Origin of the sequence: Micromonospora sp. URMC 107 (assembly GCF_051386315.1) — a bacterium.
Classification (GTDB): domain Bacteria; phylum Actinomycetota; class Actinomycetes; order Mycobacteriales; family Micromonosporaceae; genus Micromonospora.
Map to the genome: position 1 here is coordinate 1 of NZ_JBPQTK010000089.1, position 25,977 is coordinate 25,977.

Here is a 25,977-nt window from a genome sequence, read left to right on the forward strand (position 1 = left end):
CGCCCCCCCCCCCCCCCCCCCCCCGCCGCGTACGGACCGTCGCTCCCGTTCAACGCGCTGGCCCCGCCGATGCGAAGCCGTCGCCGGGCAGGCGGCAGCTCCGTCATCGGCGGGGCCGGGGCCCGCGCCGTCAGGGGCGGCGGGACGGGGCGCGCAGGGAGTGCCGCAGGAGCGCCAGGCGCGGGGCGAGGCTGGCCAGGCCGCCGGGGAAGAAGTAGACGGCCAGGATGAAGACCGTGCCGAGCACGAAGAGCGGCTGGGACAGCGGGTTGCTCAGGAACGCCGGCAGGGCCTCCACCGCGTCGGACGTGCCGAACGCGACCAGCCGGTGGTCCAGGTACATGTAGAGGATCCCGCCGATCACCGGGCCCCACCGGGTGCCCGGCCCGCCGAGCACCACCATGACCAGCAGCGCCAGGGTCCACTCGGAGGAGGTGATGTGCGGCGAGGCGCCGCCGACGATCAGGACGTAGACCACGCCCCCCGCCGCCGCCAGGCCGCCGGCCAGGGTGAACGCCACCAGCTTGAACCGGTACGGGTCGAGCCCCAGCACCCCGATCCGCCGCTCGTCGTCGCGCAGGCCGGCGAGCACCCGCCCGGTCGGCGAGCCGGAGACCCGGTGCACCACGAAGACCACCACGACCAGGTACGCCAGCGCCAGCCAGTAGAGGTTGACGGTGTTGGTGACCCCGACCAGCCCCTCGGGCAGCCCGGACACGTCCAGCGGCAGCCCCTCCTCGCCGCCGGTCAGCCCGCCGAAGTCGCGGGCCACCAGGATCGCCCCGACCTGGGCGAAGGCGAGCGTCACCATGGCGAAGGCGATGCCGACGGTACGCAGCGCCACCGCGCCGAGCAGCGCGGCGAGGATCGTCCCGCCGGTGATGGCGAGCAGCGCGGCCTGCCACAGCGGCAGCCCCGCCTTGGTGACGAGGACGTCGGTGCCGTAGACGCCGGCGGCGAAGTAGAGGGCGTGCCCGAAGGAGAGCATGCCGGTCCGCCCGAAGAGCAGGTCGTACCCGGCGGCCAGGCCGCCGAAGACCAGGCAGACGGCGAGCAGTTGCAGGGTGCCCGGGGAGTTCAGCGCCCCCTCGAAGACGCCCGGCAGGTGCAGCGTGGAGTAGGGCAGGATCAGCGCGACCACCAGCGCGACCAGCGGCAGGTACGGGCGCAGCCCGTGCCACCGTCGGCGCCCCGGCGTCAGCTCGTCGGGCACCGCAGCGGGCGGCGCCGGAACCTCGGGGCTCTTGACCTCGGTCATGCCGTTGCCACCTTTCCGGCGATGCCCTGCGGGCGCAGCAGCAGCACCACGGCCAGCAGCGCGACCACGCAGATGTCGCCCAGCCCGGAGGTGCCGTAGTAGTTGACGAACTGTTGGGTCAGGCCGACGGCGACGGCCGCGTACGCGGACCCGACGACCGAGCCCATCCCGCCAATGACCACGACGATGAACGCGAAGATCAGCAGCGAGCCGCCCTGGCCGGGCGAGACGGTGCCGAAGTAGACGCCGCCGAGCGCGCCGGCCAGCGCCGCCGCCGCCCCGCCGATGGCGAAGACCAGGGTGAACGCCTTGCGCACGTCGATGCCGAGCGCGGTGACCATCTCCCGGTTCTCCACGCCGGCCCGGATCACCAGGCCGTAGCGGGTCCAGCGCAGGAAGGCCAGGATCGCGCCGAGCACCAGCACCGCGGCGATGATCAGCAGCAGGCCGCCGTTGGGCACGTTGGCGCCGAGGATCGGCGTGACCTGCCGGGTCCACTCGGGGCGCGGGAACGGCCGGGCGTCCGCGCCCCAGGTCGCCTGGAGCAACGCCACGCCGGCCAGCGAGAGCCCGACGGTGACGAGCACCTGCTCGATGGTGCGGGAGTAGAGCGGTCGGATCAGCACCAGCTCGACCAGCACCGCCACCAGCGTGCCGGCGGCCACCCCGAAGGCGACCGAGACCACGAAGCCGAAGCCGTCCGACCCGGCGCCGGGCAGGTTGCCCGCCGCCCACCACGTCCCGTACGCGCCGACGCCGAGGAAGACGCCGTGCGCGAAGTTGAGCACGTCGGCGAGGCCGAAGACCAGGGACAACCCGCTGGCGACCAGGAAGTAGAGCGCCGCCAGGCCGAGCCCGGTCAGCGTCAACAGGATGACGGTGTCCATCAGTGCTGGTCCTTCCGCGCGCCGGCCGGCGTACCGGCGGGGTGATGTCCCTCCGCCGAGCCCACGCCCAGCAGCGACTTGGTCAGGGCGGTCTCCAGCAGCAGTTCCTGCGCGTCGCCGGTCCAGGCGACCTGGCCGGCGGCCAGCACGACCGCGTCCCGGGCGAGCCGCCGGACCACGGCCAGGTTCTGCTCGACCAGCAGCACCGGCACGGATTCGGCGACCCGCTCCAGCACCTCGGCCACCTCGGTCACCACCTTCGGCGCGAGGCCCTTGGTCGGCTCGTCGACCAGCAGCAGCCGGTTGTCGTTGAGCAGCACCCGGCCGATCGCGAGCATCTGCTGCTGCCCGCCGGAGAGCGAGCCGGCCCGTTGCCGTCCGCGCCGGTCCAGCTCCGGGAAGAGCGCATAGACCTTGTCGTACGCCGGGGCGCTGCCCCGCCGCTCGGCGAGCCGGAGGTTCTCCGCGACGGTGAGCCCGGCGAAGACGCACCGGTCCTCCGGCACGTAGCCCAGCCCGCCGCGGACCAGCCGGTGGGTCGGCCGGGCCAGCAGGCTCTGCGCGCCCATCCGGACGGCGCCCCGCACCTCGCCGGCGGGCGGGGTGAGGCCGACGATCGCGCGCAGCGTGGTCGTCTTGCCCACGCCGTTGCGCCCGAGCAGGACGGTGACGCCGGTCGGGGCGACCGTGAAGGACACTCCCTGGAGGATGTGCAGCCCGGCGATCCGGACCGACAGGTTCTCCACGCTGAGAATGGGTTCCATCATGAGCCGCCCTTCGTTCGCGACTGCGGGACTCGCAAACCCGGCTCATTCCTCGCGCTCACAGAGCCGCCCTTCGTTCGCGACTGCGGGACTCGCAAACCCGGCTCATTCCTCGCGCTCACAGAGCCTCCCCCAGGTAGGCCTCTTGCACGGTGGGGTTGGCCATCACCGTCTCCGGGGTGTCGCAGGCCAGCAGCGCGCCGTGGTGCATCACGGCGATCCGGTCGGCCAGCTCCAGGATGACGTCCATGTGGTGCTCGACCATCAGCACCGACCGGCCGCTGTCGCCGGTGAGCGAGCGGATCACCGAGACCAGCTCGGGCACGTCCTCCGCGCTGACCCCGGCCATCGGCTCGTCGAGCAGCATGACCCTGGGCTCCCCGGCGAGCAGCAGGGCGATCTCCAGCTTCCGCTTCTCGCCGTGGGCGAGGGTGCCGGCGAGCGCCGTACCCCGGTGGGCGAGACCGACCCGGTCGAGCGCCGCGTCGGCGGCGACGGCGACCTCCCGGTCGGCCGCCGCCCGCCGCCACAGCTTCATCGAGCCCCCGCGGTGCGCCTGCACGGCGAGCCGGACGTTTTCCCGCACGCTGAGCGAACCGAAGACCGAGGATGCCTGGAAGGTACGGCCGAGGCCGAGACGGGCCCGCTTGTGCGGCGGGAGGGAGCCGATGTCCGCCCCGTCGAGGGTGATCCGACCTTCCGTGGCCCGGCGTACGCCGGTGATCAGGTTGAACAGTGAGGTCTTGCCGGCGCCGTTGGGCCCGATGACGCCGAGGAACTCCCCGGGCGCCAGGTCGAGGTAGACGCTGTCGACGATGGCGACCTCACCGATCCGCCAGGTCAGACCGCGGGTGGCGAGCATCCGGTGTCAGCCCTTCATCGCCACGGCCGGCGGCGCGGACTCGTCCCCGGTCAGCGCCTTCTGGGCGGTGGCCGTGAACGCGGTGCCGCTGCCGGTCAGCTTGGCCTGGAACATCGGCTGGAGCAGCGCGTGGTCCTCGGCGCGGATGGTCATCTTGCCCTTGACCCCGTCGAAGCTCCAGCCCTCCAGCGCCTTGATCATCTTTTCGACGTCGTCGCCGCCCTCGGAGATGGCGCGGACCACCATCTGGGCGGCGGCGAAGCCGTCCGGGTGGAACAGGTCGACGGTGCCGACCTTGGCCTTCAGCGCCTTCACCGCCTCGTTGTCGGAGGCCCCGTCGAAGTAGTGCGACAGGAAGGAGATCTTGCTGCCGGCGGCGCCGAACGTCGGCCACGAGGCGCGGATGTCCAGGCCGGTGACGACGGTGGTGGAGGAGAGCACGCCCTGCTGGTCGAGCGTCTGCCACATGGCGGGGGCGGTGGTGCCGGCCCAGGCGACGAAGAGCAGGTCCGGCTTGGCGGACTTGATCTGGCTGGCGAACGGGGTGAACTCGGTGGCGCTGGCCGGCGCCCGGACGCTGCTAACGGCCGCGCCCGCGCCGCCGATGACGGCCTTCACGGCCGCCTCGTTAGCGTCGCCGAAGGCGCCGTCCTGGGCGAACACCACGACCTTCTTGCCGGCCGGGTCGCCGATGAACGACTTGGCGGTGACCACGTCCTGGTACGACTGCCGCCCGGACCGGAACGTGTACTTGTTCGCGCCGGTCACCGCGTCGGTGGCGGCGGGCCCGGAGATGAAGAGGACCTTGTTCTGCGCGGCGATCGGGGCGACCTGGAGGGCCACACCGGAGGCGGTCGAGCCTGCGATGATCTTGTTGCCCTTGCCGATCAGGTCCTTGGCGGCGGAGACCGCCTTGGCCGGGTCGCCCGCGTCGTCGACCTCGGTGACCTCGACGGCGCGGTCGCCCACCTTGTTGGTGCCCTTGGTGGCGAAGTCGAGGCCGGCCCTGAAGCCCTCGATGTACTGCTTGCCGTAGCTGGCGAGGGCTCCCGACTGGGAGTAGACCAGGCCAACCTTCACCGGGGCGGCGCTGTCGCCGCCACCGGAGGCGGTGTCCTGCGGGCTGCCACAGGCCGTGGCGGCGAGCGCCGCAGCCATCATCGTGGCGGCGGAGAGGAACACCCGCCGCGTCGTCCGGACCGTCATTGCGACTCCACGTGAGGACTCGGAGGTAGGGAACTCATATGACGGCTCACGCTAGAAGTGACGTCACCCACGGGCTATGTGGTCGAAACACACAAGTAACAGGGGTGGGGTGGTCACCCGTACCAGCGGTCGACACGCGGCGCGGGGAGCGGGGGATGCCGGTGGCGTCCCCCGCCATCGACGAATCCCCTCATGTGTCGGGCCCGGACACCGCAACGGATGAGCCTTCCGAATATCGCAAAAGGGACAATTGGGCGGGAATAGGTGGCTTAGCCTCGATCGGAAAGCCCATCAACCGTATGAAACTCGCATGGGGGACGAAAGTGAGAGTTCAACTCGTTCGGCTGGTCGCCGTGGGGGCGGCGGCCGGCGCGATGCTCCTCGGCGCCGCCGGGACCGCCCAGGCGCAACCGCAACCGCAGCCGGGTACGACGACGATCAGCATCAACCCGGGCAACGTGCCGACCACGGCGGCCGAGGCCCCGCAGATGTGCGACCCGGAGCTGGGCGGAGGGCCGTACGAGGACCGCGACGTCTTTGTCTTCAACCTCCCCGACGTCGAGCGTGACTTCGTCTCCGTGACCGCCACGTTCGACATCCCGGACGACGGCACCGCCACGATCACGATCCCCGACGCCGACGACAGCGCGATCGTGCGGCAGGGCACCAGCAAGGCCTGGGTGATCGTGCCCGAGGGATGGACGCTCGTCAGCGCCACCGCCGTGGTCACCGGCGAGCCGGAGCCCGGGTTGCAGTTCACGCTCACGCACGCCTGCGCGGCGAGCCCCAGCCCGACGGCCAGCCCGACCGGCAGCCCGACGGCCAGCCCCACGGCCAGCCCGACCGGCAGCCCCACGGCCAGCCCGACGGCTTCGCCGACCAGGAGCGAGCTGCCCATCACCGGCGTCTCGGGCACCGGCAGCCTGCTCCCGATCACCGCGCTCGGCCTGGTCGCGGTCGCCCTCGGGGCCTTCTTCCTCGTCACGCACCGCAGGCGGAACACCACCGGCTGACCCGTCGGCCAGACGTCGGCGACGGCGTCGTGCGAGCGACTCGGGTGACGGGGGCGGTTCCTCAGGGAGCCGCCCCCGACCTCGTCCGCGTATCCGCCCGTCCCCGCCGAATCGCCTACGACAGGCGCGAGGCGGGCAGGCGGCGATCAGGGAGCGGCACCGGCCCGCCACCCCCGGAACAAGGGGCGACGGGCCGGCGAGGGGCGGCGGGAGGGTCAGCGCCGGGCGAGACCCTCCCGGGCGGCGACGGCGGTGTCCGGGTGGTCGGTGAAGACGCCGTCCAGGCCGAGGCCGAGGAACAGCTCGTACTCGGCCTGGATGTCGCCGCGGGCGTTCGGGTCGGTGCCGATCCGCAGGTCGGTCGGCAGGAACTGGTTCTCCGCCCGGAACGTCCAGGCGTGCACGATCAGCCGCTCGCGGTGCGCGTCCTGGACCAGGGAGGTCGGGGCGAGCAGCTTGCCGGCGGCGTCGCGCGGGACGATCAGGTTCTTGTGCGCCCCGACCCCGTCGGCGTACGAGGCGATCCACTTCAGGCCGGCCGGCTTCGCCAGGTCCTGGTAGGTACGGGCGTCGCCGGCGACGGTGAAGTCGTACGGGCGGCCCGTGGCGTCGAGGAGCTGCGCGAGCTTGACGTCGATCATCCGGTCCAGCTTGCGGAGGTTGGCCGTCTCGAACGACTGGATGATCACCGGTGAGTGCCGGTGGGTCAGCCCGTTGCGCCGAAGCACCTCGACCAGCGGCTCCTCCAGCGACAGCCCGATGGACGCGAAGTAGGTCGGGTGCTTGGTCTCCGGGTAGACGCCGATGGTCCGGCCCCGTGCCCGCCCCTCGGCCCGGGCCAGGTCTACGACCTCCTGGAGGGTGGGCACCTGGAACCGGCCGTCGAAGGCGGTGTTGGCGACGCGCACCTGGGGCAGCCGCTCCTTGGCCCGCAGCGTCCGCAGCTCGGTCAGGGTGAAGTCCTCGGTGAACCAGCCGGTGACCGCGACGCCGTCGATGTTCTTCGTGGCCCTGCGCGCGGCGAACTCGGGGCGGGCTGCCACGTCGGTCGTACCGCTGATCTCGTTCTCGTGCCGCGCGACCAGCACGCCGTCGCGGGTGGCGACCAGGTCCGGCTCGATGTAGTCCGCGCCCTGCCGGATCGCCAGCCGGTAGGCCTCCAGGGTGTGCTCGGGCCGGTAGCCACTGGCGCCCCGGTGGGCGATCACGAGGGGTCGGTCCGTCGCCCGGGCCCGCTCGGCGGCGGGCGCCGGGGCGGCCGAGGCGGTCACCGTCGGCACGGCCACGGCCGCCGCGAGCAGGGCGCCGGCCACACCGAGGGCGGAAAGGGTACGTCGCAACGCCTTCTCCTTGTCGTCGAGGGATCCACCTCAGCAGACAGGCCCGGACTGACGGCGAGTTGGTCGGCGCCTGGCCGGCGGGTGAACCCTCGGGATGCGGGTTTCCACACCGGAATCCCGGCGGAAAAGGAAGATTGTCTGGTGCGCCGGCTTCTTCGTCACCCCGTACGGCTCGTGCCGCTCGGCTTCCTGGTGACGATCCTGGTCGGCACCGTGCTGCTGATGCTGCCCTGGGCCACCAGCGAGCACCGGCACACCCCGTTCCTGACCGCCCTGTTCACCGCCACCTCGGCGGTCTCGGTGACCGGGATGGCGGTGGTGGACACCCCGAACTACTGGAACGAGTTCGGGCTCGTGATGATCACCGTGCTGACCCAGGTCGGCGGCCTCGGCATCGTGACCGGCGCGACCCTGGTGATCCTCGTGGTGGCCCGGCGGCTGGGGCTGCGCAGCCGGCTGCTGGTGCAGGCCGAGACGACCGAGTTCGGCATCGGCGACGTACGCCGGCTGCTGCTGCGCATCGCCGGCCTCGCGCTGGTCTGCGAGGCGGCCATCACCGCGGTCCTGACCGCCCGGCTGTGGATCACCTACGACTACCCGTTCGGCCGGGCCCTCTGGGGCAGCGTCTTCCACGCCGTCCAGGCCTTCAACAACGGCGGATTCGCCCTCTACACCGACAGCCTGATCGCCTTCTCCACCGACGCCTGGGTGACCCTGCCACTCTCGATCGGCACCATCGTCGGCGGGCTCGGCTTCCCGGCGCTGTTCGAGGCGGTCCGGGAGTGGCGGCAGCCGACCCGGTGGGCGATCGCCACCAAGCTGACCGTCTGGGGCAGCCTGACGCTGCTGGTGGTGGGCTTTTCCGGTCTGCTGGTCATCGAGTGGGCCAACCCGCGCACCCTGGGCATCTACGCGTGGCCGGACAAGCTCCTGGTGGCGTTCGCCCAGAACGCGTTCATCCGCACCGGCGGCTTCAACGTCGTCGACGTGGACGGCCTGGAGGAGGAGAGCTATCCCCTGGTCATCGCGCTGATGTTCATCGGCGGCGGCAGCGCCAGCACGGCCGGCGGGATCAAGGTGACCACCTTCTTCCTGCTCGCCTTCGTCATGTGGGCGGAACTGCGGGGAGAGCCGGACGTGACGGTCGGGCACCGCCGGGTGGCCACCGCCAGCCAACGGCAGGCCATCACCGTCGCCCTGCTCAGCGTCGCCCTGGTGGCCTGCGGCACGGTGCTGCTGATCTTCCTCACCGAGGGGTTGCCCTTCTACGCGGCGCTGTTCGAGGTGACCTCGGCGCTCACCACCACCGGTCTCAGCGTCGGGGTCGCCGCGTCGCTGCCGGAGAACGGGCAGCTCGCCCTGATCATCCTCATGTTCGTCGGCCGGATCGGGCCGCTGACCCTCGGGTCGGCGCTCGCCCTGAACACCCGCCGGCGGCTGTACCGCTACGCGGAGGAGCAACCCATTGTCGGCTAGGAAGAAGACGGACGAGGGCAGCGTCGTGGTGATCGGACTGGGCCGGTTCGGGTGCCACCTGTCCGGCGCGCTGACCGCGCTGAATCACGAGGTGCTGGCCATCGACCGCAACGCGGACCAGGTGCAGCGGTGGTCGGCGCGGCTCGACCGCGTCGTGCAGGCCGACGCCACCGAGGAGGGGTCGCTGCGTCAGCTCGGCGTCGCGGACTTCGGCCGGGCGGTGGTCGCCATCGGCGCCTCGTTGGAGGCGAGCGTGCTGACGGTGCTGGCGCTGGCCGAGCTGGGCGTACCGCAGATCTGGGCCCGGGCCACCTCGACGAAGCACGCCAAGATCCTGGACTCGGTCGGCGCGCACCACGTGATCTTTCCCGAGGCGGAGACCGGCGAGCGGGTGGCCCACCTCATCGTCAGCAGGATGCTCGACTTCATCGAGTTCGGCGACGACTTCGCCATCGCCAAGGTGTGCACCCCGGAGTCGATGGTCGGCCGGCCGCTCGCGGAGCTGACGCCCACCGAGCGCCACGCGGTACGGGTGGTGGGCGTCAAGCTGCCCGGGGAGCGCTTCCGGTACGCCACGGACGCCACCGTGATCGCCCCGGGCAGCATGCTGATCGTCGAGGGGGACATCGAACAGGTGCAACGGTTCGCCGAGCTCAGCTGACCCCGGCGGGCTCAGTCGTCGTCACCGTCGTCACCGTCGTCACCGTCCTCGTCCCTTTCCCTTTCCTGGCTTACTTTTTTTCCACCACCCGACCCCTTGCCCTTGCCGGAGTTGTCGGACTTGGCCTTCGACCCGCCGGAGCTGCCGCCCGAACTGCCGGCGGATGTGCCGGCCTTCTTCGCCGGGGTCCTGGCGGCGGGCGCCTTGGTGGCGGGCGCCTTGGTGGCGGGCGCCTTCGTGGGGGCGACGGCGGGCGCCGCGCCGGCCACCCCGGCGACCTGCGCCGCGCAGGTCTCGTCGCCGAGGCGGAACTCCAGCGGCAGCGGGTTGACGCCGGTGTGGCGGCCGGTCAGGGTCAGCTTCTCCGACGCGCCGGAGGCCAGTGCGGCGCGCTCCGGGGCGGGCTCCACGAGCACCGTCTGCCCCTGCTGGCGCACCGCGACGGGCGTCGCCTTCGTCACCGTCTGCTGGCCCGGGAAGGTGAAGCTCAGCCGCCAGTCGCGCAGCTCCCGCCTGCCGGTGTTGGTCAGCGTCAGCTCGGCGGCGAAGTCCTTGCCGGAGTCCTTGTGCAGCGTGTACGCGACCCGGCAGGACGGCGGCGCCTCCGCGCCCATCCGCGCCTCCGTCGGCTGGTCGATGCCGCCGCTGGCCGGGCTGCGGGAGGTGAAGCCCCACAGCCCCGCGGTCACCGCCACCAGCCCCGCGGCGGCCACCCCCGCCTCGATCCGCCGACGCCGGGTCGCCGCGCGCCGGTTGCGCGTACGCGAGAACGGCAGCGCGTCGGTCGCGGCGGACCAGGGCAGGATCGTGGTGCCGGCGGCGGCCAGTGCGGCCTCGTCCACGGGCCCCGCCGCCGGGGAGACCGGCACCGCGGCGATCATGCCGGCGGCCTCGGCGAGCGTCCGCGCGACCTCGGCGGTGGCGGGGCGGTCCCCGGGGCGCTTGGCCAGGCAGCGGCCCACCAGGTCACGCACCTCGTCGGGCAGCCCCGGCACCGGCGGCATCGGCGCCGGGTCGTTGTACATGTGCGCGCGCAGCATCTGGGTGGTGGTGCTCGCCTGCCAGGGCAGCTGGCCGGTGAGCATCCGGTAGAGCAGCAGGCCGACCGCGTACACGTCGGTGGCCGGGGAGACCTGACCGTTGTCGAGCCGCTCCGGGGCGAGGTACGCGGGCGTGCCGAGCAGGGCGCCGTCCGGCCCCTTCTCCTTCTCCCCGACCAGGGCGGAGATGCCGAAGTCGACCACCTTCACGCCGGTGGCGGTCAGCATGACGTTGCCCGGGGTGACGTCGCGGTGCACCACGCCCCGGGCGTGAGCGGTGGCCAGCGCCGAGGTGACCTCCGCGCCGATCGTCACCGCCTCCCGCCAGGGCAGGCTGCCCCGGCGCAGCCGGCCGGTCAGCGACTCGCCGTCGACCAGCTCCATGACGACGTACGGCACGGTGAGGCCGACCTGCTCGGACTCGCCGTAGTCGTAGACGTTGGTGATGTTGGGGTGGCACAGCCGGGCGGCGGCCTGCGCCTCGATCCGGATGCGGTGCCGGAACGCGCGGTCGGCGGCCAGGCGCGACGCGAGCACCTTGACCGCCACCTGCCGGCCGAGCACCTCGTCGTAGCCGCGCCAGACGACGGACATCCCGCCCGCCCCGAGCTGCTCGATCAGCCGGTACCGCTCACCCAGCAGTTGTGCGCCGTCCCGGTTCGCTCCACCCATGAGGGTCGTAGTTGCCCGGGAGCGTCCCGGCTACACCTCGACGGTCGGAATCGGTCAGCGATTCACCCGATCAGGCGGTGGCGAGGAGCTGGTCCACGGGCGCGTAGTCGTCGGTCAGCACCAGCGCCTCGCCGACGAACGCGGCCAGGTCGGCGCCCGCCAGCAGGTTGACGTCCTCGCGCAGCTCGGCCAGCCGGGCGCGGGTCGCCGCCAGCGGCAGCGGGGCGTCGGAGGCGACGATGAGGAAGTTCGAACCCTCCCGCCCGGCGAGCGCCGCCGCCGGGGCGATCAGCGCGACGTGCCGGAACTCGGCGGCGACGGTGGCCAGCTCGCTGCGGATGAAGCGCAGCGGCGGGTAGTCGATGACGTTCTGCACGTAGACGCCGCCCGGGCGGGTCACCCGGCGGACCTCGGCGGCCATCTCCCGGGTGGCGAGGTGCCAGGGCACCACCAGGTGCCCGAACGCGTCGCCGACCACGAGGTCGCGGCTGTCGGTGGCCTCCCCCGCGACCAGCATCCGGGCGTCACCCACCACCGCCCGCAGGTCCGGCCCCTGGCGTACGCCGAGCTGACGCTCGCCCAGCTCCACCAGCCCGCCGTCGATCTCGAACACGACGTTGTCCGTGCCCGGACGGGTGGCGGTCAGGTAGCGGGGCACCGTGAACCCGCCGCCGCCCAGGTGCAGCGCGTCGAGCCGCTGCCCCTTCGGGGCGACCACGTCGGCCACCGCCCCGATCCACCGGGTGTACGCGTACTCCAGGTGGGTGGGGTCGGCGAGGTCCACGTACGAGTGCTGGGCCGAGTTGAGCAGCAGGGTGCGGCCGGAGTCGCGGCCGGGGTCGGCCTCCACGCTGGCGCAGTGGTAGGCGGTCTCGATGTCGCAGGGGTTCGGGGCGACCGTGGTCAGCCCGGCGCCGACGAGGCCGAGCACCGCCAGGGCGGCCCTGGCGCGGGCGGGGCCGGGCAGCCCCGCGGCGTCCTGGCGGCGCAGCCACACCCCGAGGCCCAGCCCGGTGAGCCCGAGCGAGGCCGCCAGGGCGAACAGGATGACCGTGCTGGGCAGCGCGGCCACCAGCACGAACCCGGTGCCCAGGGTGGCCGTGATCCCGCCCAGCGTGCCGATGCCGGAGAGCCGGCCGACCACCTGCCCGGTGCGCCTCAGGTCGGCGAGCTGGAGCTTGACCACCAGCGGGGTGACCGCGGCGAGCAGGGCCGCCGGCACGAAGACGGCGAGCGCGACGAGCAGCAGGATGGCCGAGGCCGCCCCGCCGCGCAGCACCTCACCGGCGTACCGGACGACGGGCAGGGTGACCGCGGTGGCGATGCCGGCCAGCACCAGCGCCGGGGCCAGCAGGGCCCGCGGGTTGCGCCGGTCGGCCAGCCAGCCGCCCGTCCACGCCCCGTAGGCGATCGCGGCCAGTGCGATGCCGATGACCGAACTGGTCACCTGGAGGGTCACCCCGACGTACGGCCCGACCAGCCGCAGCGCGACGGTCTCCAGCACCAGGACGGCGCCGCTGGAGAAGAAGACCAGGAACGCGGCGAGGCCGTTGGGCAGGGCCAGGGCGGACGTCGCAGCCGGCCGGGCCGGCGGGACCGTGACGTCGGAGGATGCGGAGCTCACCCGCGCGATGGTACGCAGGAAAACTGGGCCGGCGGGTCAGTACATCGAGAGATGAACATGGTTCGTGTGGTCGGCGGCGGGGCTGCCGCTGCCGCCGTACGCCCGCCAGCCGGTGCCGGGGTGCCAGATCTGCCGGTACCAGATCACGTAGAGCACGCCGAGCCGGCTGGCGTTGCGCACGTGCCAGGCGGCGAGGCTGTCCCCGTACGCCTTGTCCCCGCCGGTGGCGGTCTTGTCCTCGAACCCGCCCGTGGCGGCCGAGAAGTCGCAGGCCCGGCCCTTGGGGTGCTCGCCGGAGCCGCCGCTGCGGAAGCAGGAGACGTGCCGCTTGTAGCCGGCGGCCTGGGTCTGCTTGAGGGCGTTGAGCGTGCGCGGGGTGATGCAGCCGGAGGTGGTCGGGTCGTTCACCGAGCAGGACTCCGACGGCCAGGAGCCGTCCGAGTTGCGGGGGGCCGGCCTCGCCGAGGAGGAGCTGGCGCCGCTGAAGCCGCCGCTGCTGCCCGAGCTGACCGCCGCGAGCGCCGCCTCGGCCTCCTTCTTCTTCTTCGCCATCACCGCGAGCTGCTTCTGCTGCTCCCGGACCTCGGTGTCGATGCCGATCTTGGCCTGCCGCGCCTGCTCGCGCGCCTCGGTCAGGCTGCGCAGCCGCCTGCCGTCGCGCTGGGCCATCAGGTCGAGGCTGGCCGCCCGCTCCAGGAACATCTCCGGCGAGGCGCTGTTGAGCAGCATCGACGTGGGCGTCAGCCGGCCCAGCCGGTAGGACTGGGCGGCCACCTCACCGACCTGCGCGGTCAGCTCGACCAGCCGGGCCTCCACTGCGCCCAGCTGCCCGGTCAGCTGCTTCTGCCGGGCCTTGGAGTTGTCCAGCTTCCCCTTGGCCTCGATGTGCGCCTTGGCGGTGGCCTCCAGGGCGTCCCGCAGCTTCTTGGTGCCCCCCTCGTTGGGCTCCGCGTACGCCGGCACGGCACCGCCGCCGCCGAAGAGCAGCGCCACGGCGACGAGCAGGGCGATCAGCGGGCGGCGGGCACGCCGCCCGGCCGGCAGGGCGATCAGCGGGCGGCGGCCCTGACGCCCGACGGGCATGGTCCTGCGCACGAGAGCATCCTTCCGTCGGCCGCCGGCCCCGGATGACAACACGTGGCGCGGCGGCGGCCCCCGCCGGGCGCCGGTCGGCGGCCTGCTGGCGAAGACCGGCGGTCAGGATACCGGACGGAGCACGGCGGACCAGGCCCGCGAACACCCCGACAGTCGAACATCCACGCAGTGTCGCGGCGACGTCACGGACCGCCGAGCAACGCCTCGCGTACCTCCACCCAGACCCGCTCGCTGGCGGCGACCAGGAGGCCGTGGCCCTCGTCCGCCGGGCGGTAGTCGGTGCCGTCGAAGCGCCGGGCGACCCCGCCCGCCCCCCGGACCAGCAGGGTGCCCGGGGCGTGGTCCCACGGCAGAGTGCTCCAGAAGAGCACGAACTGCTGGTCGCCGGTGAGCACGTCCAGGTATTCCCGGCCGGCGCAGTGCTGGCCGGGGAGCAGTTCGCCGAGCCGCTCGCCGCCCGCCTCGACCCGCGCCCTCGACGCCGGCGGCAGGAAGCGGGACATCGCGGCGCCGCGCAGCGCGTCGAGTTCCGGCGCGCCCTCGTCGGTCCGCACCGGTCGGCCGTCGAGCCAGGTCCCCTCGCCGGCCCGTGCGACGGCCAGCGTCCCGGCGAGCGGGTCGAGCACCCAGGCGGCGGCCGGCTCCCCGTCGGTCAGCAGCGCCACCATCAGCGCGAAGGGCTGCCGGCCGGCGGCGAAGTTCGAGGTGCCGTCGACCGGGTCGACGAGCCAGACGTCGCCGGAGCCGTGCAGGTGGCTCAGCAGGGCCGGGTCGTCGGCGACCGCCTCCTCGCCGACCACCACCGAGCCGGGGCGCAACCGGCGCAGCGTCGCCGAGATCACCTCCTCGGCGCGGCGATCCGCGACGGTGACGAGATCACCCGGCGCCTTCTCGCTGATGTCGGCGTCGTCGAGCTTGCGGAACAGCGGGAGCACGACCTGGTCGGCGGTCTCGCGCAGCAGACCACCGACGTCGTCGAGCAATGTGTCAGCCACGCGGCGGCAGCTTGACCACGCTGACGAAGAACTCGTCGATCTGCCGGACCACCGAGATGAAGCGCTCGAAGTCCACCGGCTTGGTCACGTACGCGTTGGCGTGCAGCTGGTAGCTGCGCAGGATGTCCTCGTCGGCCTGGGAGGTCGTCAGCACCACGACCGGGATCCGGCAGAGCTGCTCGTCGGACTTGATCTCCTCCAGCACCTCCCGCCCGTCGCGGCGGGGCAGGTTCAGGTCGAGCAGGATCAGGTCCGGCTGCACCACGTCGGCGTACTGGCCCTCCCGCCGCAGGTAGGCGAGCGCCTCGGCGCCGTCGGAGACGACGGTCAGCCGGTTGCGGAGCTTGTGCTCCTCGAACGCCTCCTGGGTCATCAACACGTCACCCGGATCGTCCTCGACCAGCAGGACCTCGATCGGGCTCTTGCCGTCCGCCGGCGCGGTCATCCCACCGTCTCCCTCATGTCACCCGTTCTACCGCCTTCCGGCGCCCGGTCGGGCCCGTCCGTGGTCTCCGTCCCGTCGGCGCCCTGCTCCGGGGTGCCGCCCGTCCCGTCCTCCGCGGTGGTCCCGTCGCCGTCGCCGGTCACGGCCTCCCCGGCCGCCGGCTCCTCCGCCGACGCGGCCGCCGCCTCGACGTCCTCGGGGAGCGCCGGGAGGGTGAAGCGGATCGCCGTGCCCTCCTCGGTGTCGGTGTCCACCCAGACCCGGCCGCCGTGGTATTCCACGATCTTCTTGACGATCGCCAGCCCGATGCCGGTGCCCGGGTACGCGTCCTTGGCGTGCAGCCGCTGGAAGATGACGAAGATCTTGTCGGCGAACTCCGGCTCGATCCCGATGCCGTTGTCCTGGCAGCTGATCTCCCACTCGTCGCCCACGAGGCGGGCCGAGACGTGCACCTTCGGGGGCACGTCGGGGCGGCGGAACTTGACCGAGTTGCTGACCAGGTTGGCCAGCAGGTTGGTCAGCAACGGCTCCTCGCCACGGATGACCGGCAGCTCGTCCCAGGTCAGCTCCGCGTCGGCGTACTGCCGGGCCGCCTCGGTCTGACCCGCCACGTCGCCCATGACCTTGTTCATGTCGACCTCGGTGAAGCCGGTGGTGAGCCGGCCGATCCGGGAGAAGGCGAGCAGGTCGTTGATCAGGCGCTGCATCCGCTGCGCGCCGTCGACCGCGAACGCGATGTACTGGTCGGCCCGCTCGTCCAGCTGTCCGGCGTAACGGCGCTGGAGGAGCTGGCAGAAGCTGGCCACCTTGCGCAACGGCTCCTGGAGGTCGTGCGAGGCGACGTACGCGAACTGCTCCAGGTCACGGTTGGAGCGGGTGAGTTCCTCGGCCTGCTTCTGGAGCTGGCCGTTGACCCACTCGATCCGCTCCCGGGCCTCCCGTACCTCGGCCAGGTCCTTGGCGATCTTGCGCCGCATCGCGTCCACGTCCTCGGCGAGCCGGAGGAACTCGGGTGGACCGTCGCCGGCGATGCCGTGCTGGTAGTCGCCCTCGGCCACCTCGCGGACCTGGTCGGCGAGCCCGGTCAGCGGACGGATCACCATCCGGTCCAGGGAGACCAGCAGCATGCTGCCAGCGATGATCACCACCGCGACGGCGGCGATCAGCAGGACGACCAGCAGGTTGCTGGTCCGCCGGACGTCCTCGGCGCTGCGCTGCCGGGCCTCGAAGATCTCCTGCTGGAGGTGGTCGAGCGCGGCACGGACGTCGTCGAACTGTTCCCGGGCCTGGTCCGTGATGAGCGCCTGTCCCGCGGCGGTGCCGTTCTGCTGCGTCGTGGTGACCACCGGCACCGCCACCGCCTGGCGCCACGCCTCGGCCCGCTCCTCGACCACCCGGATCTCCTGCCGCAGCTCCGGGTAGTCGGCGACGAGCCGCTGCATCGAGGCGACCAGGTCCTGCTCGCGCTTCCGCCCGGCGTCGTACGGCGCCAGGTCGGCCGGGCTGCCGCTGACCGCGTAGCCGCGCACCGCCGTCTCCTGGTCCAGCAGCGCGTTCAGCAGCTCCTGCGCCTGCACCCGCAGCGGGCCGGTCTTGTTCAGGATCGCGTCGATGTGCGTGCGGTTCTTCGCCGCCACGGCCACCGCGCCACCCGCCAGCCCGATCAGCAGGAAGGCGACGACGGTGAGCAGCGCGACGACCCGTTGACGCAGGGTCCACTCGCGGATGCCCGTCACCGGCCACCGCCCCGGCTGACCAGCAGCATGGCGACGTCGTCGGCGAGCGGACCACCGTTGATCTGCTCGGCGCGCCCGACCAGCCAGGCCGGCAGCTCGGCCAGCGGTACGGCGAGGGTCGCCGGGTCGGCGAGCAGTCCGCTGAGGCCGGGCACGTCGAGGCGCTCGTCGCCCTCGCCGATCCGGCCCTCGATCAGGCCGTCGGTGTACATCAACAGGGACCAGTCATCGGTGTCGAACTCCAGGTCGTAGGCCACGGGCCGGCGGGGTCGTACGCCGAGCAGCAGGCCGCCGGGTGCCGGAACCGGCACCACCTTGCCCCCGGCGAGCAGCAGCGGCGGCGGATGCCCGGCCAGCCGGACGGTGGCCCGGTTGGCGTCGAGGTCCAGCCGCACGGTGGCGACGGTCGCGAAGATCTCCTGGAGCCGGCGCTCGCTCATCAGCACCTGTTCCAGCGCCGGAAGCACCTCGTCGTCGGGCACGCCGGCGAGGATCAGCGCGCGCCAGGCGACCCGGAGCTCGACGCCGAGGGCCGCCTCGTCCACGCCGTGCCCGCAGACGTCGCCGACGATCAGGTCGAGCCGGTCGGGTCGGGTCTGCACCACGTCGTAGAAGTCGCCGCCGATCAGGGCGGCGTGCCGGCCGGGCCGGTAGAAGGTGTGCACCGCGACCTCGTCGGTGGTCATCAGCGGCTGGGGCAGCAGGCCCCGTTCGAGGCGGGCGGACTCGGCCTGGCGCAGCTCGACCTCGCGCAGCCGCCGGGCGTTCTCGTCGGCCCGCTTGCGCTCCACCGCGTAGCGCAGCGCGCGGGTCAGCAGCACCCCGTCGACCTGGCCCTTGACCAGGTAGTCCTGGGCGCCCTCGGCGACCGCGACGATGCCGAGGTGCTCGTCGGAGCGGCCGGTCAGCACGCAGACGGCGGCGCCGCTGGCCATCTCCAGCACCTGACGCAGCCCGTCGAGGCCCTGCGCGTCGGGCAGGCCCAGGTCGAGCAGGACGCAGTCGACGCCCATCACGCGCTGCCGCGCCTCGCTGAGGCTGGTCGCCACCAGCAGGTCGATCATCGAGTTGGTCTCGGCGAGCAGCTCACCGACCAGGAAGGCGTCGCCCTCGTCGTCCTCGACCAGCAGCACCCGCAGCCGCTCGCCGGGGGGCAGGTTGGGATGACGTCCCATGCCGCCGTGCGGATACGGCACGACGGAGGAACCGGCCAGGCCGGTCCCCCGGTACGGCCGGGTCACCGCCGCGAGACGCGGGAGATCGCTGGTGATGTCGGGCTCCTTCCGAGTGCCCTGCTGATCCTGTATTAGACAACGTTCGCACACAACACGACGGGCTCCGTATGCGCGGGCATGGGTCGGATCACTACGCGGCGAGGGGCAAAGCGGACGTGTGCGCTCTCCCGCCGTCGTCGGGAGTCCCGCTGACGGCCGCCGGGGTGCAGGATGATGCCCACCTGAGACCCGTTCCGAGGAGACCCCGTGGGCGCACCCCCCACCCGCCCCGCCGACCGGGCGCTGGCCCGGCCCCGTCGCCGGTCGGCCGCCGCCGCGGCGGCGCTCGCCGCGCTCGTCGCCGTCGGCGCCGGCACCCTGCTCGACCTGCGCACCCCCGCGCCGCGCCCGGCCGACGCGCCGCCGGGCGAGTTCAGCGCCGCCCGGGCGTACGAGCACGTCGAGGTCGTCGCCGCGCGGACGCACGTGGCGGGCAGCCCGGCGAACGACCAGGTCCGCGCGCACCTCGAGGGGGTGCTGCGTGGCCTCGGCCTGGAGACCGAGGTGCAGGACACCGTCGCGCCCGAGGCCGGCCAGCTCAGCGGGGCGGCCGGCGGGGCCACCCTGGCCCGGGTGCGCAACGTGGTGGCCCGGCTGCCCGGCACCGCCCCCACCGGGAAGGTCTTCCTCGTCGCGCACTACGACTCGGTGCAGTCCGGGCCGGGCGGCAACGACGACGCCGCCGGCACCTCGGCCATCCTGGAGGTGGCCCGCGCGCTGGCCGCCGGCCCCCGGCCGCGCAACGACATCGTCTTCGTGCTCACCGACGCCGAGGAGGCGTGCCTGTGCGGGGCGGCGGCGTTCGCGTCCAGCCACCCGCTGGCCGCCGACGGCGGCGTGGTGCTCAACCTGGAGGCCCGCGGCTCCACCGGCCCGGTGATCATGTTCGAGACGTCGCGGGACAACGCCGCCCTGGTGGACGCCTTCGGCCGGGCCGCGCCGCACCCCGTGGGCACCTCGTTCGCCGTCGAGATCTACCGCGCGCTGCCCAACGACACCGACTTCACCGCGTTCCTCGACAACGACTTCGTCGGGCTGAACTCGGCGTACATCGACGGCGGGGCGATCTACCACACCCCGTTGGACACCCCCGCCGCCATGGACCGGGCCAGCCTCCAGCACCACGGCGACAACGCCCTCGGCCTCGCCCGTGAGTTCGGCCGGGTCGACCTGACCGCGTTGGACTCCGGGCACGACGCCACCTACTTCCCGGTCCCGGGCGGGCTGGTCCGCTACCCCGGCTGGCTGGTCCTGCCGCTGGCGCTGCTGGCGCTCGCCGCCGTGGTGGCCCTCGGCTGGCTCGCCCGGCGGCGGGGCCGCGCCACCGGGGGCCGCCTCGCCGCCGGGTTCGGGCTGGCGCTGCTGCCGCTCGTGCTCGCCCCGCTCGGCGCGCAGCTGCTCTGGGCGGCGGTCGGCGCGCTGCGGCCCGGCTACGCCGAGCTGCTCGACCCGTACCGGCCGACCTGGTACCGGCTGGCCGTGGTGGCGCTCGCCGCCGCCGTCCTGTTCACCTGGTACGCGCTCGTCCGCCGCCGGATCGGCCCCGCCGCCCTCGCCGTCGGCGGGCTGGGTTGGCTGGCCGTGCTCGGCGTGCTGCTCGCCGTGCTGGTGCCCGGCGGGGCGTACCTGGTCACCCTGCCGGCCCTCGTCGGCGCGCTGGCCGGGCTGGTCGCGCTGCGCACGCGGATCGACGGTCCGTGGCCCGTGGTCGCGTCGACCCTGGCCGCGGCGGTGGCCGTGGTGGTCCTGCTGCCCACCGTCGTCCTGCTCTTCCCGGCGCTCGGCATGGCGATGGCCGGGGTCGCGGCCCTGGTCGCGGTGCTGCTCGGCCTGGCCGCGCTGCCGGTGGTCGACCTGCTGCATCCGCAGGCCGGTGGGCAGCGCGGGCTGGTCGCCCTGCGCGCGCGCCGGCTCGGCGCGCTGCCGGCCGTCGCCGCCACGCTGGCGGCCGTGGTCCTCGCCGGGGTCGGGTTCGCCGTCGACCGCTTCGACGCCGCGCACCCCGCGCCCACCCATCTGATGTACGCCCTCGACGCCGGCACCGGGCAGGCTCGCTGGCTCAGCCACGAGGAGGACCCGCAGCCCTGGACCGACGGCTACGTCGACGGGGTGACCGAGGTCGCCGACTTCCCCGGCCTGGGCGACGCCGAGCTGCGCGCCGGCCCGGCGCAGGCGGCCAACCTGCCCGCCCCGAAGCTGGAGGTGCTCGCCGACGCCACCGCCGGCCCCGAGCGCACCCTGCGCCTGCGGCTGGTCCCCCAGCGCCAGGTCCGCCTGACCACCCTGCACGTGGACGCGGCGACGGCGACGGTGCTGCGGGCGGAGGTGGCCGGCCGCGCGGTGCCGGTGGAGCCCGGGGAGGGCCGCTGGGGCTTCGGCCTGGTCTTCCACGCCCCGCCGCCGGAGGGCGTCGAGGTGACGCTGACCGTCGCGCCGAAGGCGGGGCAGGTGGCGTTGCGCGCGATGGACGCCAGCGACGGCCTGGACGCCCTGCCCGGCTTCCGGCCACGCCCGCCCGACGTCGGGATCGTGGGCTCGCACAGCTCCGAGATGCTGGCCGTGGCCCGCACCTATCCGCTCTGACGCGCCCGCCGGTGGCCGTCCGCCGAAACGGCCACCGGCGGGCGAACCCGATGCGGCGGTGTCAGTCGCTGTCGGATGCCCCAGCGGATCGGTCAACCGGTCTTGCGAAGACCGGCGAACTGCAGAGCCGTGAAGCCGGCGACCACGACCGCCTGTGCGATCACCAGCGCGGTGCCGAGGCCGGTCAACGGGAACCAACCCGCGACGAGCAACTCCACGCTCGCGGCCACCCAGGCGATGTTGACCGCCATCACGACGACCACGGCGGCCGTGCTGACCGTCGCCCGCGAGGCGAGGAGGAACAGGGCCGCGGCGAAGACGACCAGGAAGGCACCGACCGGGTAGAGGAAGGCGGCGGGAAGGCCGAACATCTCGCCGAAGATCACCGCGGCGGCGACATAGACGAGGCCGTTGGCGCCGGAGCCCATGGCATCCTGCTTGAGGGCGAAGCGGAGCAGCTTGGCGTCGGCGACGGTCTGCACGGTGCTCGCGATGGTGGCCATCGGAATGTCCCTTCGTGGTCCTGACGTTCTGTCACCACGACGCTATGCAGGTCCGCTCCCGGCCGAATCAGTCATCGTGACGGTAGGTTCCTGACGTGCTGCACGGACGAGCCGGGGAACAGGCGGAGATCGAACGGCTCCTCGCGGCGGCCCGGGCCGGCCGGAGCGGGGCCCTGGTCGTCCGGGGTCCGGCGGGGATCGGCAAGTCCGCGCTCCTCGACCACGCCGCCGGGCGAGCAGAGGGCATGCGAGTGCTGCGCGGCGTCGGTGTCGAGTCCGAGGCCACGCTGCCCTACGCCGCACTCCACCTGCTGCTGCGCGCCGGACTGGACCGGATCCACGTACTGCCCGACGCGCAGGCCAGCGCGCTCAACGGCGCCCTGGGGTTGGGCGACGTCGCTCCAGAGAGCCGGTTCCTGGTGGGGCTGGCCACGCTGAGCCTGCTCGCCGAACTCGCCGGGGACGGCGCGCTGCTCTGCCTCGTCGACGACGCACAGTGGTTCGACCAGGCGTCCGTCGACGCGCTGGTGTTCGCCGCACGTCGCCTGGAGGTCGAAGGCGTTGTCATGATCTTCGCCGCCCGCTCGGGTTTCCAGGCCGCGGGGCTGCCCGAACTCCGGCTCGGCGGACTCGACAGCGCGGCCGCCGCCGCGCTGCTCCCGGCCGACCTTCCCCCACAGGTGCGGGAGCGCCTCATCGAGGAGTCGGACGGCAACCCCCTGGCGCTCATCGAACTGCCCGCCGCGCTCGACGCCGAACAGCGGGCGGGACGGCTGTCACCGGTGGGCGCGATGCCCGTCGCCGACCGGGTCCAGGAGGCATTCCAGGCACAGATCGCCGCGCTTCCCGAGGTCGCGCGGACCGCGCTGCTGATCGCGGCGGCGGAGGGCTCCGGCGAGCTCGAGACGCTGGTAGGGGCGGGTGCATCCCTCGACGGTCTGGAAACGGCCGAGCGGCGGCGGCTGATCGAGGTCAGGGGAAGGACCGTCGGTTTCCGCCACCCCCTGATCAGGGCTGCCGCCTACCAGGGCGCGCCGGTCACCCGGCGCCTCGCCGTACACCGGGCCCTCGCGGACGCCCTGACGCGCTCGCCAGCCCCGGACGCGGCCGACCGGCGGGCGTGGCACCTGGCCGCCGCCGCGCTCGGTCCCGACGAGGACGTGGCACGGGAGTTGGAGGAAGCGGCGGAACGGGCACGCACCCGCGGCGGACACGTCGCGGTGGCCGACGCCTACGAGCGGGCCGCCGAGCTCACCGTCGATCCGGTGCGACGGTCCGGCCGGCTGGCCAACGCCGCGCTGGCAGCGAGTGACGCAGGCCTGATGGGTCGTACCGCCGCGCTGGCCGACAGCGCCACGCCGGATGCGGACGACCCCGACATGATCGCCGCGCTGATCCAGGTACGCGCCCATCGCGAATTCGAGCTGGGCACACCGCTCGCGGCGGGCAGGCTCATCCTGGACGGCGCCCCCCGCGTGGCGGCCGGGTCCACCGACCGGGCCACCTGGCTGCTGGTGGAGGCCATCCGCTGCGCCTGGTTCGCCGGTGACAGCCAGCTGGCGGAGGAGGCCGCGGCGAGCCTCCGCGCGCTCCCTGGGATCGATTCGCCGCTGGTCGGCGGGGCGCTCGGGCTGGCCCGACTCTTGAACGGCGACGTCGGCGGTGGAGTCAGGCTCATGGGCGAAGCGGTCGACGTACCCGCGCTCACCGGGCTGGCGGTACCCGGACTGACCTTCATTTCCGCTCTGTGCCTCCCGCTGGGCCGTGTCAGCCGGTACGAGGAGATCACCGAAGGCGTCGTGGCGGACTGCCAGCGGAGCGGGATGATCGGGTGGCTCGCCATCGCGCTGCGGGAACACGGCTTCGCCCAGGGGCTGCTCTGCCGGTACGACGAGGCCAGGGCGACCCTGAGCGCGGGGCTGCGGCTGGCGACGGAGCTGGGTCACGAGCACGGGGTCGGCCACCTCACCTGTTCCCTGGCGTGGGTGCTCGCCCATCAGGGGGATGCGCAGGGGTGCCGGGCGAAGGCCGAAGAGGGCCTCGCGAAGGCAGACCACCACGGGCTGGTCCTCGCGGCGGCCATCGGGCGCTGGGCACTCGGGCTGGTCGAACTCGGCCTGGGCCGGCCGGTCGCCGCCCTTGAGCAGCTGTCGACCATCCCGTCGACGGGCGTCGGTGCCATCTCGGCCGCGGACCAGGTCGAGGCGGCCATCCGCAGCGGCCGGCCCGAGCGGGCGAAGGAGCCGCTCGACCGCTACCTGACCTGGGCGCGGCACGTCCGGCAGCCGTCGTCGGACGCCGTCGCCCTGCGCTGCCGTGCCCTCGTCGAGGAGGACGAAGCGCACTTCGCGGATGCCGTACGCCTCCACGAGCAGGGCGTCCAGCCGTACGAGCAGGCGAGGACGCAGCTCGCGTACGGCGAGTGGCTACGACGGGCGCGGCGGCGGGCGGACGCCCGCGCGCAACTGCGGGGTGCACTGGAGACGTTCGATCGCCTCGGTGCGGAGCTGTGGGCCGAGCGCGCCCGCGCGGAGCTGCGCGCCACGGGAGACGTGCCGGCGGCCCCGCGCAGGTCCGGCGACCCACTCAGCGTGCTCACCCCGCAGGAACGCCAGGTCGTCCGGCTGGCGGCGAACGGCGCCTCCAACCGCGACATCGCCGCTCAGCTCTTCCTCAGCCCACGCACGGTCGGCTACCACCTCTACAAGGCGTTCCCCAAGCTGGGGGTCACCTCCCGGGCCCAACTGGCCGCAATCGCCCCGTCTCCGTAGCGGCGGCCGCCCGAAGTCGGGGCTCCTACTTCCAGCGGAAGTGCACGAAGAGGCGGCCGAAGTTCTTCGAGTCCTTCTCGACCCGGTGGTAGAGCTGCTTGACGTCCTTCTGGTCGAGGAAGCGCAGCACCCGCTTCTTGAGCTGGCCGGAGCCCTTGCCGGGGATGATCTCGACGAGGGTGGCCTTCTTCGCCACCGCCTCGTCCATGATCCCGCGCAGCGCCCGGTCGATGTCCTGGCCCTTGTTGAAGATGTCGTGCAGGTCCAGCTTCAGCTTCATCGCGCACCCGCCGGCAGCTCACGTCCCATGACGCCGATGGTAGGCGCCCCGCGGCGCCCACCGCGATGCCCGGTGATCAGGACGGCATGGGCGTTACCCGGCAGATCCATGGTCCATGGCGTCCTGATCACCCCGGCGCTTGGCGTTGCGTGTTCCGTGATGAGGACGCGGGCGGACAGCTCGGCAGAGCTGCCCGCCCGGTGCGCCCGCTCTGTCAGCGGTTGCCCTCGACGCGGGTCTGCACCCGGTCCAGGGCGGCGCGGTAGTCGTCGTTGCCGCTGTGCATGGCCGCCGCGATGCGCAGGTGCCGCAGCGCGTCGGCGTGCCGGTTGAGCCGCTCCAGCGTGCGGCCCAGCACGTGGTGGGCGTAGTGGTCGGCGGGGTCCCGGTCGATCAGCTCCCGCAGCTGCGCCTCGGCCCGGTTGAGCTGGGCCGACTGGAAGTAGGCCCGGGCGAGCAGTTGCCGCACCGAGGCGTTGTCGGGCTCGGCCTCCACGATCGGTTCGAGCAGCCGGGCCGCCCCGGTCGGGTCACCGGCCTCGAAGAACATGGTCGCCCGCCGGTACTCGGCCAGAAGGTCCATCCGACCCACCCCCCTCGTGTCGCGCCACTGTCCCGACGCTGGCACAACATCCGCCGTACCGCGACTGTTCCCGGCGGGCAACCGCGCGGGCGGGGGTCAGGTGGAGGCGCCGTGCCGGCCGGCGGCCAGCTCCCAGGCGCGGACGCCGCCGACGATGCCGGCGGTGTTGGGCACCACCACCACGTCGTCGCCCATCCGGGCGAGCTGCTCGGGGCGGATCAGCCGGGAGTTGCCCCCGCCCAGGTAGAGCCGGTCCCAGCGGAACACCGGGCGCAGCCCGTCCACGACCTGCCGGATCCGGCGGGACCAGAACGCGTCCCCGAGCCGGCGCCGCTCCGGCTCCCCCACGTAGGTGTCGTAGGTGGTGTTCCAGCGCACCGGGGCGTGGGACAGCTCCAGGTGCGGGGCGAGCACCCCGCCGTCGAAGAGCGCGCTGCCGAGCCCGGTGCCGAGGGTCAGCACCAGCTCGCAGCCGGTCCCGGCGACCACCCCGGCGCCATGCACCTCGGCGTCGTTGAGCACCAGCGCCGGCACCCCGAACGCCTCGGCGAGGGCGGTCCGGGCGTCGTACCCGGTCCACTGCGCGACCAGGCCGGGGTCGACCTTCGAGCGGGGGCCGGAGCGGGTCACGTAGTGCGGGGTGGCGACCACCACCCCGTGCCGGATCATGCCCGGCAGGCCGACGGTGAGCCGGTCCGCCGTGGGCAGCCGGCCGCCCAGGTCCAGCAGCGTCTTCACGAAGAGCGCCGGCGGCAGGGGGTACGGGGTGGGCACCCGCAGCGGCCGGGCGCGCATCGTGCCCGCCTCGTCCAGCACGGATGCCTTGATCCCGCCGCCGCCGCAGTCGATCGCCAGAGTGGTCACCACCCGAGCAGTGTGCCGCGCGCCTACCGGGGCGCGGGGCACGGG

At 73.3% G+C, this 25,977-nt stretch carries 22 protein-coding genes; 5 read left to right on the forward strand and 17 right to left on the reverse strand.

Going from position 1 to position 25,977, the window contains the following annotated elements; all coding sequences use genetic code 11:
* Window positions 1–130: 130 nt before the first annotated feature.
* From ACSNN9_RS19605 to ACSNN9_RS19625, 5 genes are all read right to left on the reverse strand, one after another.
* Entirely contained in the window at window positions 131–1,258 is a 1,128-nt protein-coding gene (locus ACSNN9_RS19605) for a branched-chain amino acid ABC transporter permease (protein WP_358082962.1), read from the reverse strand.
* A complete protein-coding gene (locus ACSNN9_RS19610; RefSeq protein ID WP_358082965.1) occupies window positions 1,255–2,145 on the reverse strand; it encodes a branched-chain amino acid ABC transporter permease in 891 nt (296 codons plus the stop codon). Before ACSNN9_RS19610 ends, ACSNN9_RS19605 begins: the two co-directional genes overlap by 4 nt.
* Complete coding sequence (locus ACSNN9_RS19615) at window positions 2,145–2,912, reverse strand: ABC transporter ATP-binding protein (RefSeq protein WP_436674806.1); 768 nt, start codon at window positions 2,910–2,912, stop codon at window positions 2,145–2,147. Before ACSNN9_RS19615 ends, ACSNN9_RS19610 begins: the two co-directional genes overlap by 1 nt.
* Window positions 2,913–3,027: 115 nt before the next feature.
* Window positions 3,028–3,771, reverse strand: a complete 744-nt coding sequence (locus ACSNN9_RS19620) for an ABC transporter ATP-binding protein (protein WP_436674807.1) — start codon at window positions 3,769–3,771, stop codon at window positions 3,028–3,030.
* 6 nt (window positions 3,772–3,777) lie between these two features.
* The gene (locus ACSNN9_RS19625; RefSeq protein ID WP_436674808.1) at window positions 3,778–4,977 is read right to left on the reverse strand and encodes a substrate-binding domain-containing protein; all 1,200 of its coding nucleotides are present in this window, start codon (window positions 4,975–4,977) and stop codon (window positions 3,778–3,780) included.
* A gap of 323 nt (window positions 4,978–5,300) precedes the next feature.
* Here ACSNN9_RS19625 and ACSNN9_RS19630 point away from each other — a divergent pair, with 323 nt between their 5' ends.
* On the forward strand, window positions 5,301–5,990 hold the full coding sequence (locus tag ACSNN9_RS19630; RefSeq protein ID WP_436674809.1) for a hypothetical protein: 690 nt from the start codon (window positions 5,301–5,303) through the stop codon (window positions 5,988–5,990).
* A gap of 215 nt (window positions 5,991–6,205) precedes the next feature.
* Here the strand turns inward: ACSNN9_RS19630 and ACSNN9_RS19635 are convergent, their stop codons facing one another.
* Window positions 6,206–7,330, reverse strand: a complete 1,125-nt coding sequence (locus tag ACSNN9_RS19635; RefSeq protein WP_436674810.1) for a glycerophosphodiester phosphodiesterase — start codon at window positions 7,328–7,330, stop codon at window positions 6,206–6,208.
* A 141-nt stretch (window positions 7,331–7,471) separates the two neighbouring features.
* Here ACSNN9_RS19635 and ACSNN9_RS19640 point away from each other — a divergent pair, with 141 nt between their 5' ends.
* A complete protein-coding gene (locus ACSNN9_RS19640; protein ID WP_436674811.1) occupies window positions 7,472–8,806 on the forward strand; it encodes a TrkH family potassium uptake protein in 1,335 nt (444 codons plus the stop codon).
* Between the two features lie 28 nt (window positions 8,807–8,834).
* Window positions 8,835–9,467 (forward strand): potassium channel family protein, encoded by a 633-nt coding sequence (locus tag ACSNN9_RS19645; protein WP_436674821.1) that lies wholly within the window; start codon window positions 8,835–8,837, stop codon window positions 9,465–9,467.
* Window positions 9,468–9,478: 11 nt separating this feature from the next.
* Here the strand turns inward: ACSNN9_RS19645 and ACSNN9_RS19650 are convergent, their stop codons facing one another.
* The 7 genes from ACSNN9_RS19650 to ACSNN9_RS19680 form a co-directional block, all read right to left on the reverse strand.
* Window positions 9,479–11,179 carry a serine/threonine-protein kinase gene (locus ACSNN9_RS19650; RefSeq protein ID WP_436674812.1) on the reverse strand — a complete coding sequence of 567 codons (1,701 nt, stop codon included), beginning with the start codon at window positions 11,177–11,179 and terminating at the stop codon, window positions 9,479–9,481.
* A gap of 70 nt (window positions 11,180–11,249) precedes the next feature.
* Window positions 11,250–12,803: a fused MFS/spermidine synthase gene (locus tag ACSNN9_RS19655; RefSeq protein WP_436674813.1), complete on the reverse strand. Its 1,554-nt coding sequence runs from the start codon at window positions 12,801–12,803 to the stop codon at window positions 11,250–11,252.
* Between the two features lie 36 nt (window positions 12,804–12,839).
* Window positions 12,840–13,886, reverse strand: coding sequence for a coiled-coil domain-containing protein (locus ACSNN9_RS19660; protein ID WP_436674822.1), 1,047 nt, complete (start codon window positions 13,884–13,886; stop codon window positions 12,840–12,842).
* Between the two features lie 194 nt (window positions 13,887–14,080).
* Window positions 14,081–14,893, reverse strand: a complete 813-nt coding sequence (locus ACSNN9_RS19665; RefSeq protein ID WP_436674814.1) for an inositol monophosphatase family protein — start codon at window positions 14,891–14,893, stop codon at window positions 14,081–14,083.
* A complete protein-coding gene (locus ACSNN9_RS19670; RefSeq protein ID WP_151456480.1) occupies window positions 14,886–15,338 on the reverse strand; it encodes a response regulator in 453 nt (150 codons plus the stop codon). The genes ACSNN9_RS19665 and ACSNN9_RS19670 overlap by 8 nt, the downstream gene beginning before the upstream one ends.
* Complete coding sequence (locus ACSNN9_RS19675; RefSeq protein WP_436674815.1) at window positions 15,335–17,074, reverse strand: sensor histidine kinase; 1,740 nt, start codon at window positions 17,072–17,074, stop codon at window positions 15,335–15,337. Before ACSNN9_RS19675 ends, ACSNN9_RS19670 begins: the two co-directional genes overlap by 4 nt.
* Entirely contained in the window at window positions 17,071–18,249 is a 1,179-nt protein-coding gene (locus tag ACSNN9_RS19680; RefSeq protein WP_357879577.1) for a PP2C family protein-serine/threonine phosphatase, read from the reverse strand. The genes ACSNN9_RS19675 and ACSNN9_RS19680 overlap by 4 nt, the downstream gene beginning before the upstream one ends.
* 306 nt (window positions 18,250–18,555) lie before the next feature.
* Between ACSNN9_RS19680 and ACSNN9_RS19685 the strand changes: the two genes are divergently transcribed.
* Window positions 18,556–20,931, forward strand: a complete 2,376-nt coding sequence (locus ACSNN9_RS19685; RefSeq protein ID WP_436674816.1) for a M28 family peptidase — start codon at window positions 18,556–18,558, stop codon at window positions 20,929–20,931.
* Window positions 20,932–21,023: 92 nt separating this feature from the next.
* Here the strand turns inward: ACSNN9_RS19685 and ACSNN9_RS19690 are convergent, their stop codons facing one another.
* Entirely contained in the window at window positions 21,024–21,434 is a 411-nt protein-coding gene (locus tag ACSNN9_RS19690) for a hypothetical protein (RefSeq protein WP_436674817.1), read from the reverse strand.
* Between the two features lie 95 nt (window positions 21,435–21,529).
* Between ACSNN9_RS19690 and ACSNN9_RS19695 the strand changes: the two genes are divergently transcribed.
* A complete protein-coding gene (locus ACSNN9_RS19695) occupies window positions 21,530–24,205 on the forward strand; it encodes a helix-turn-helix transcriptional regulator (RefSeq protein WP_436674818.1) in 2,676 nt (891 codons plus the stop codon).
* Between the two features lie 25 nt (window positions 24,206–24,230).
* Here the strand turns inward: ACSNN9_RS19695 and ACSNN9_RS19700 are convergent, their stop codons facing one another.
* From ACSNN9_RS19700 to ACSNN9_RS19710, 3 genes are all read right to left on the reverse strand, one after another.
* Window positions 24,231–24,485 (reverse strand): Smr/MutS family protein, encoded by a 255-nt coding sequence (locus tag ACSNN9_RS19700; RefSeq protein ID WP_088987488.1) that lies wholly within the window; start codon window positions 24,483–24,485, stop codon window positions 24,231–24,233.
* Window positions 24,486–24,699: 214 nt separating this feature from the next.
* On the reverse strand, window positions 24,700–25,068 hold the full coding sequence (locus ACSNN9_RS19705) for a tetratricopeptide repeat protein (protein WP_436674819.1): 369 nt from the start codon (window positions 25,066–25,068) through the stop codon (window positions 24,700–24,702).
* Window positions 25,069–25,164: 96 nt separating this feature from the next.
* Complete coding sequence (locus ACSNN9_RS19710; protein WP_436674820.1) at window positions 25,165–25,935, reverse strand: ROK family protein; 771 nt, start codon at window positions 25,933–25,935, stop codon at window positions 25,165–25,167.
* Window positions 25,936–25,977 lie beyond the last annotated feature (42 nt).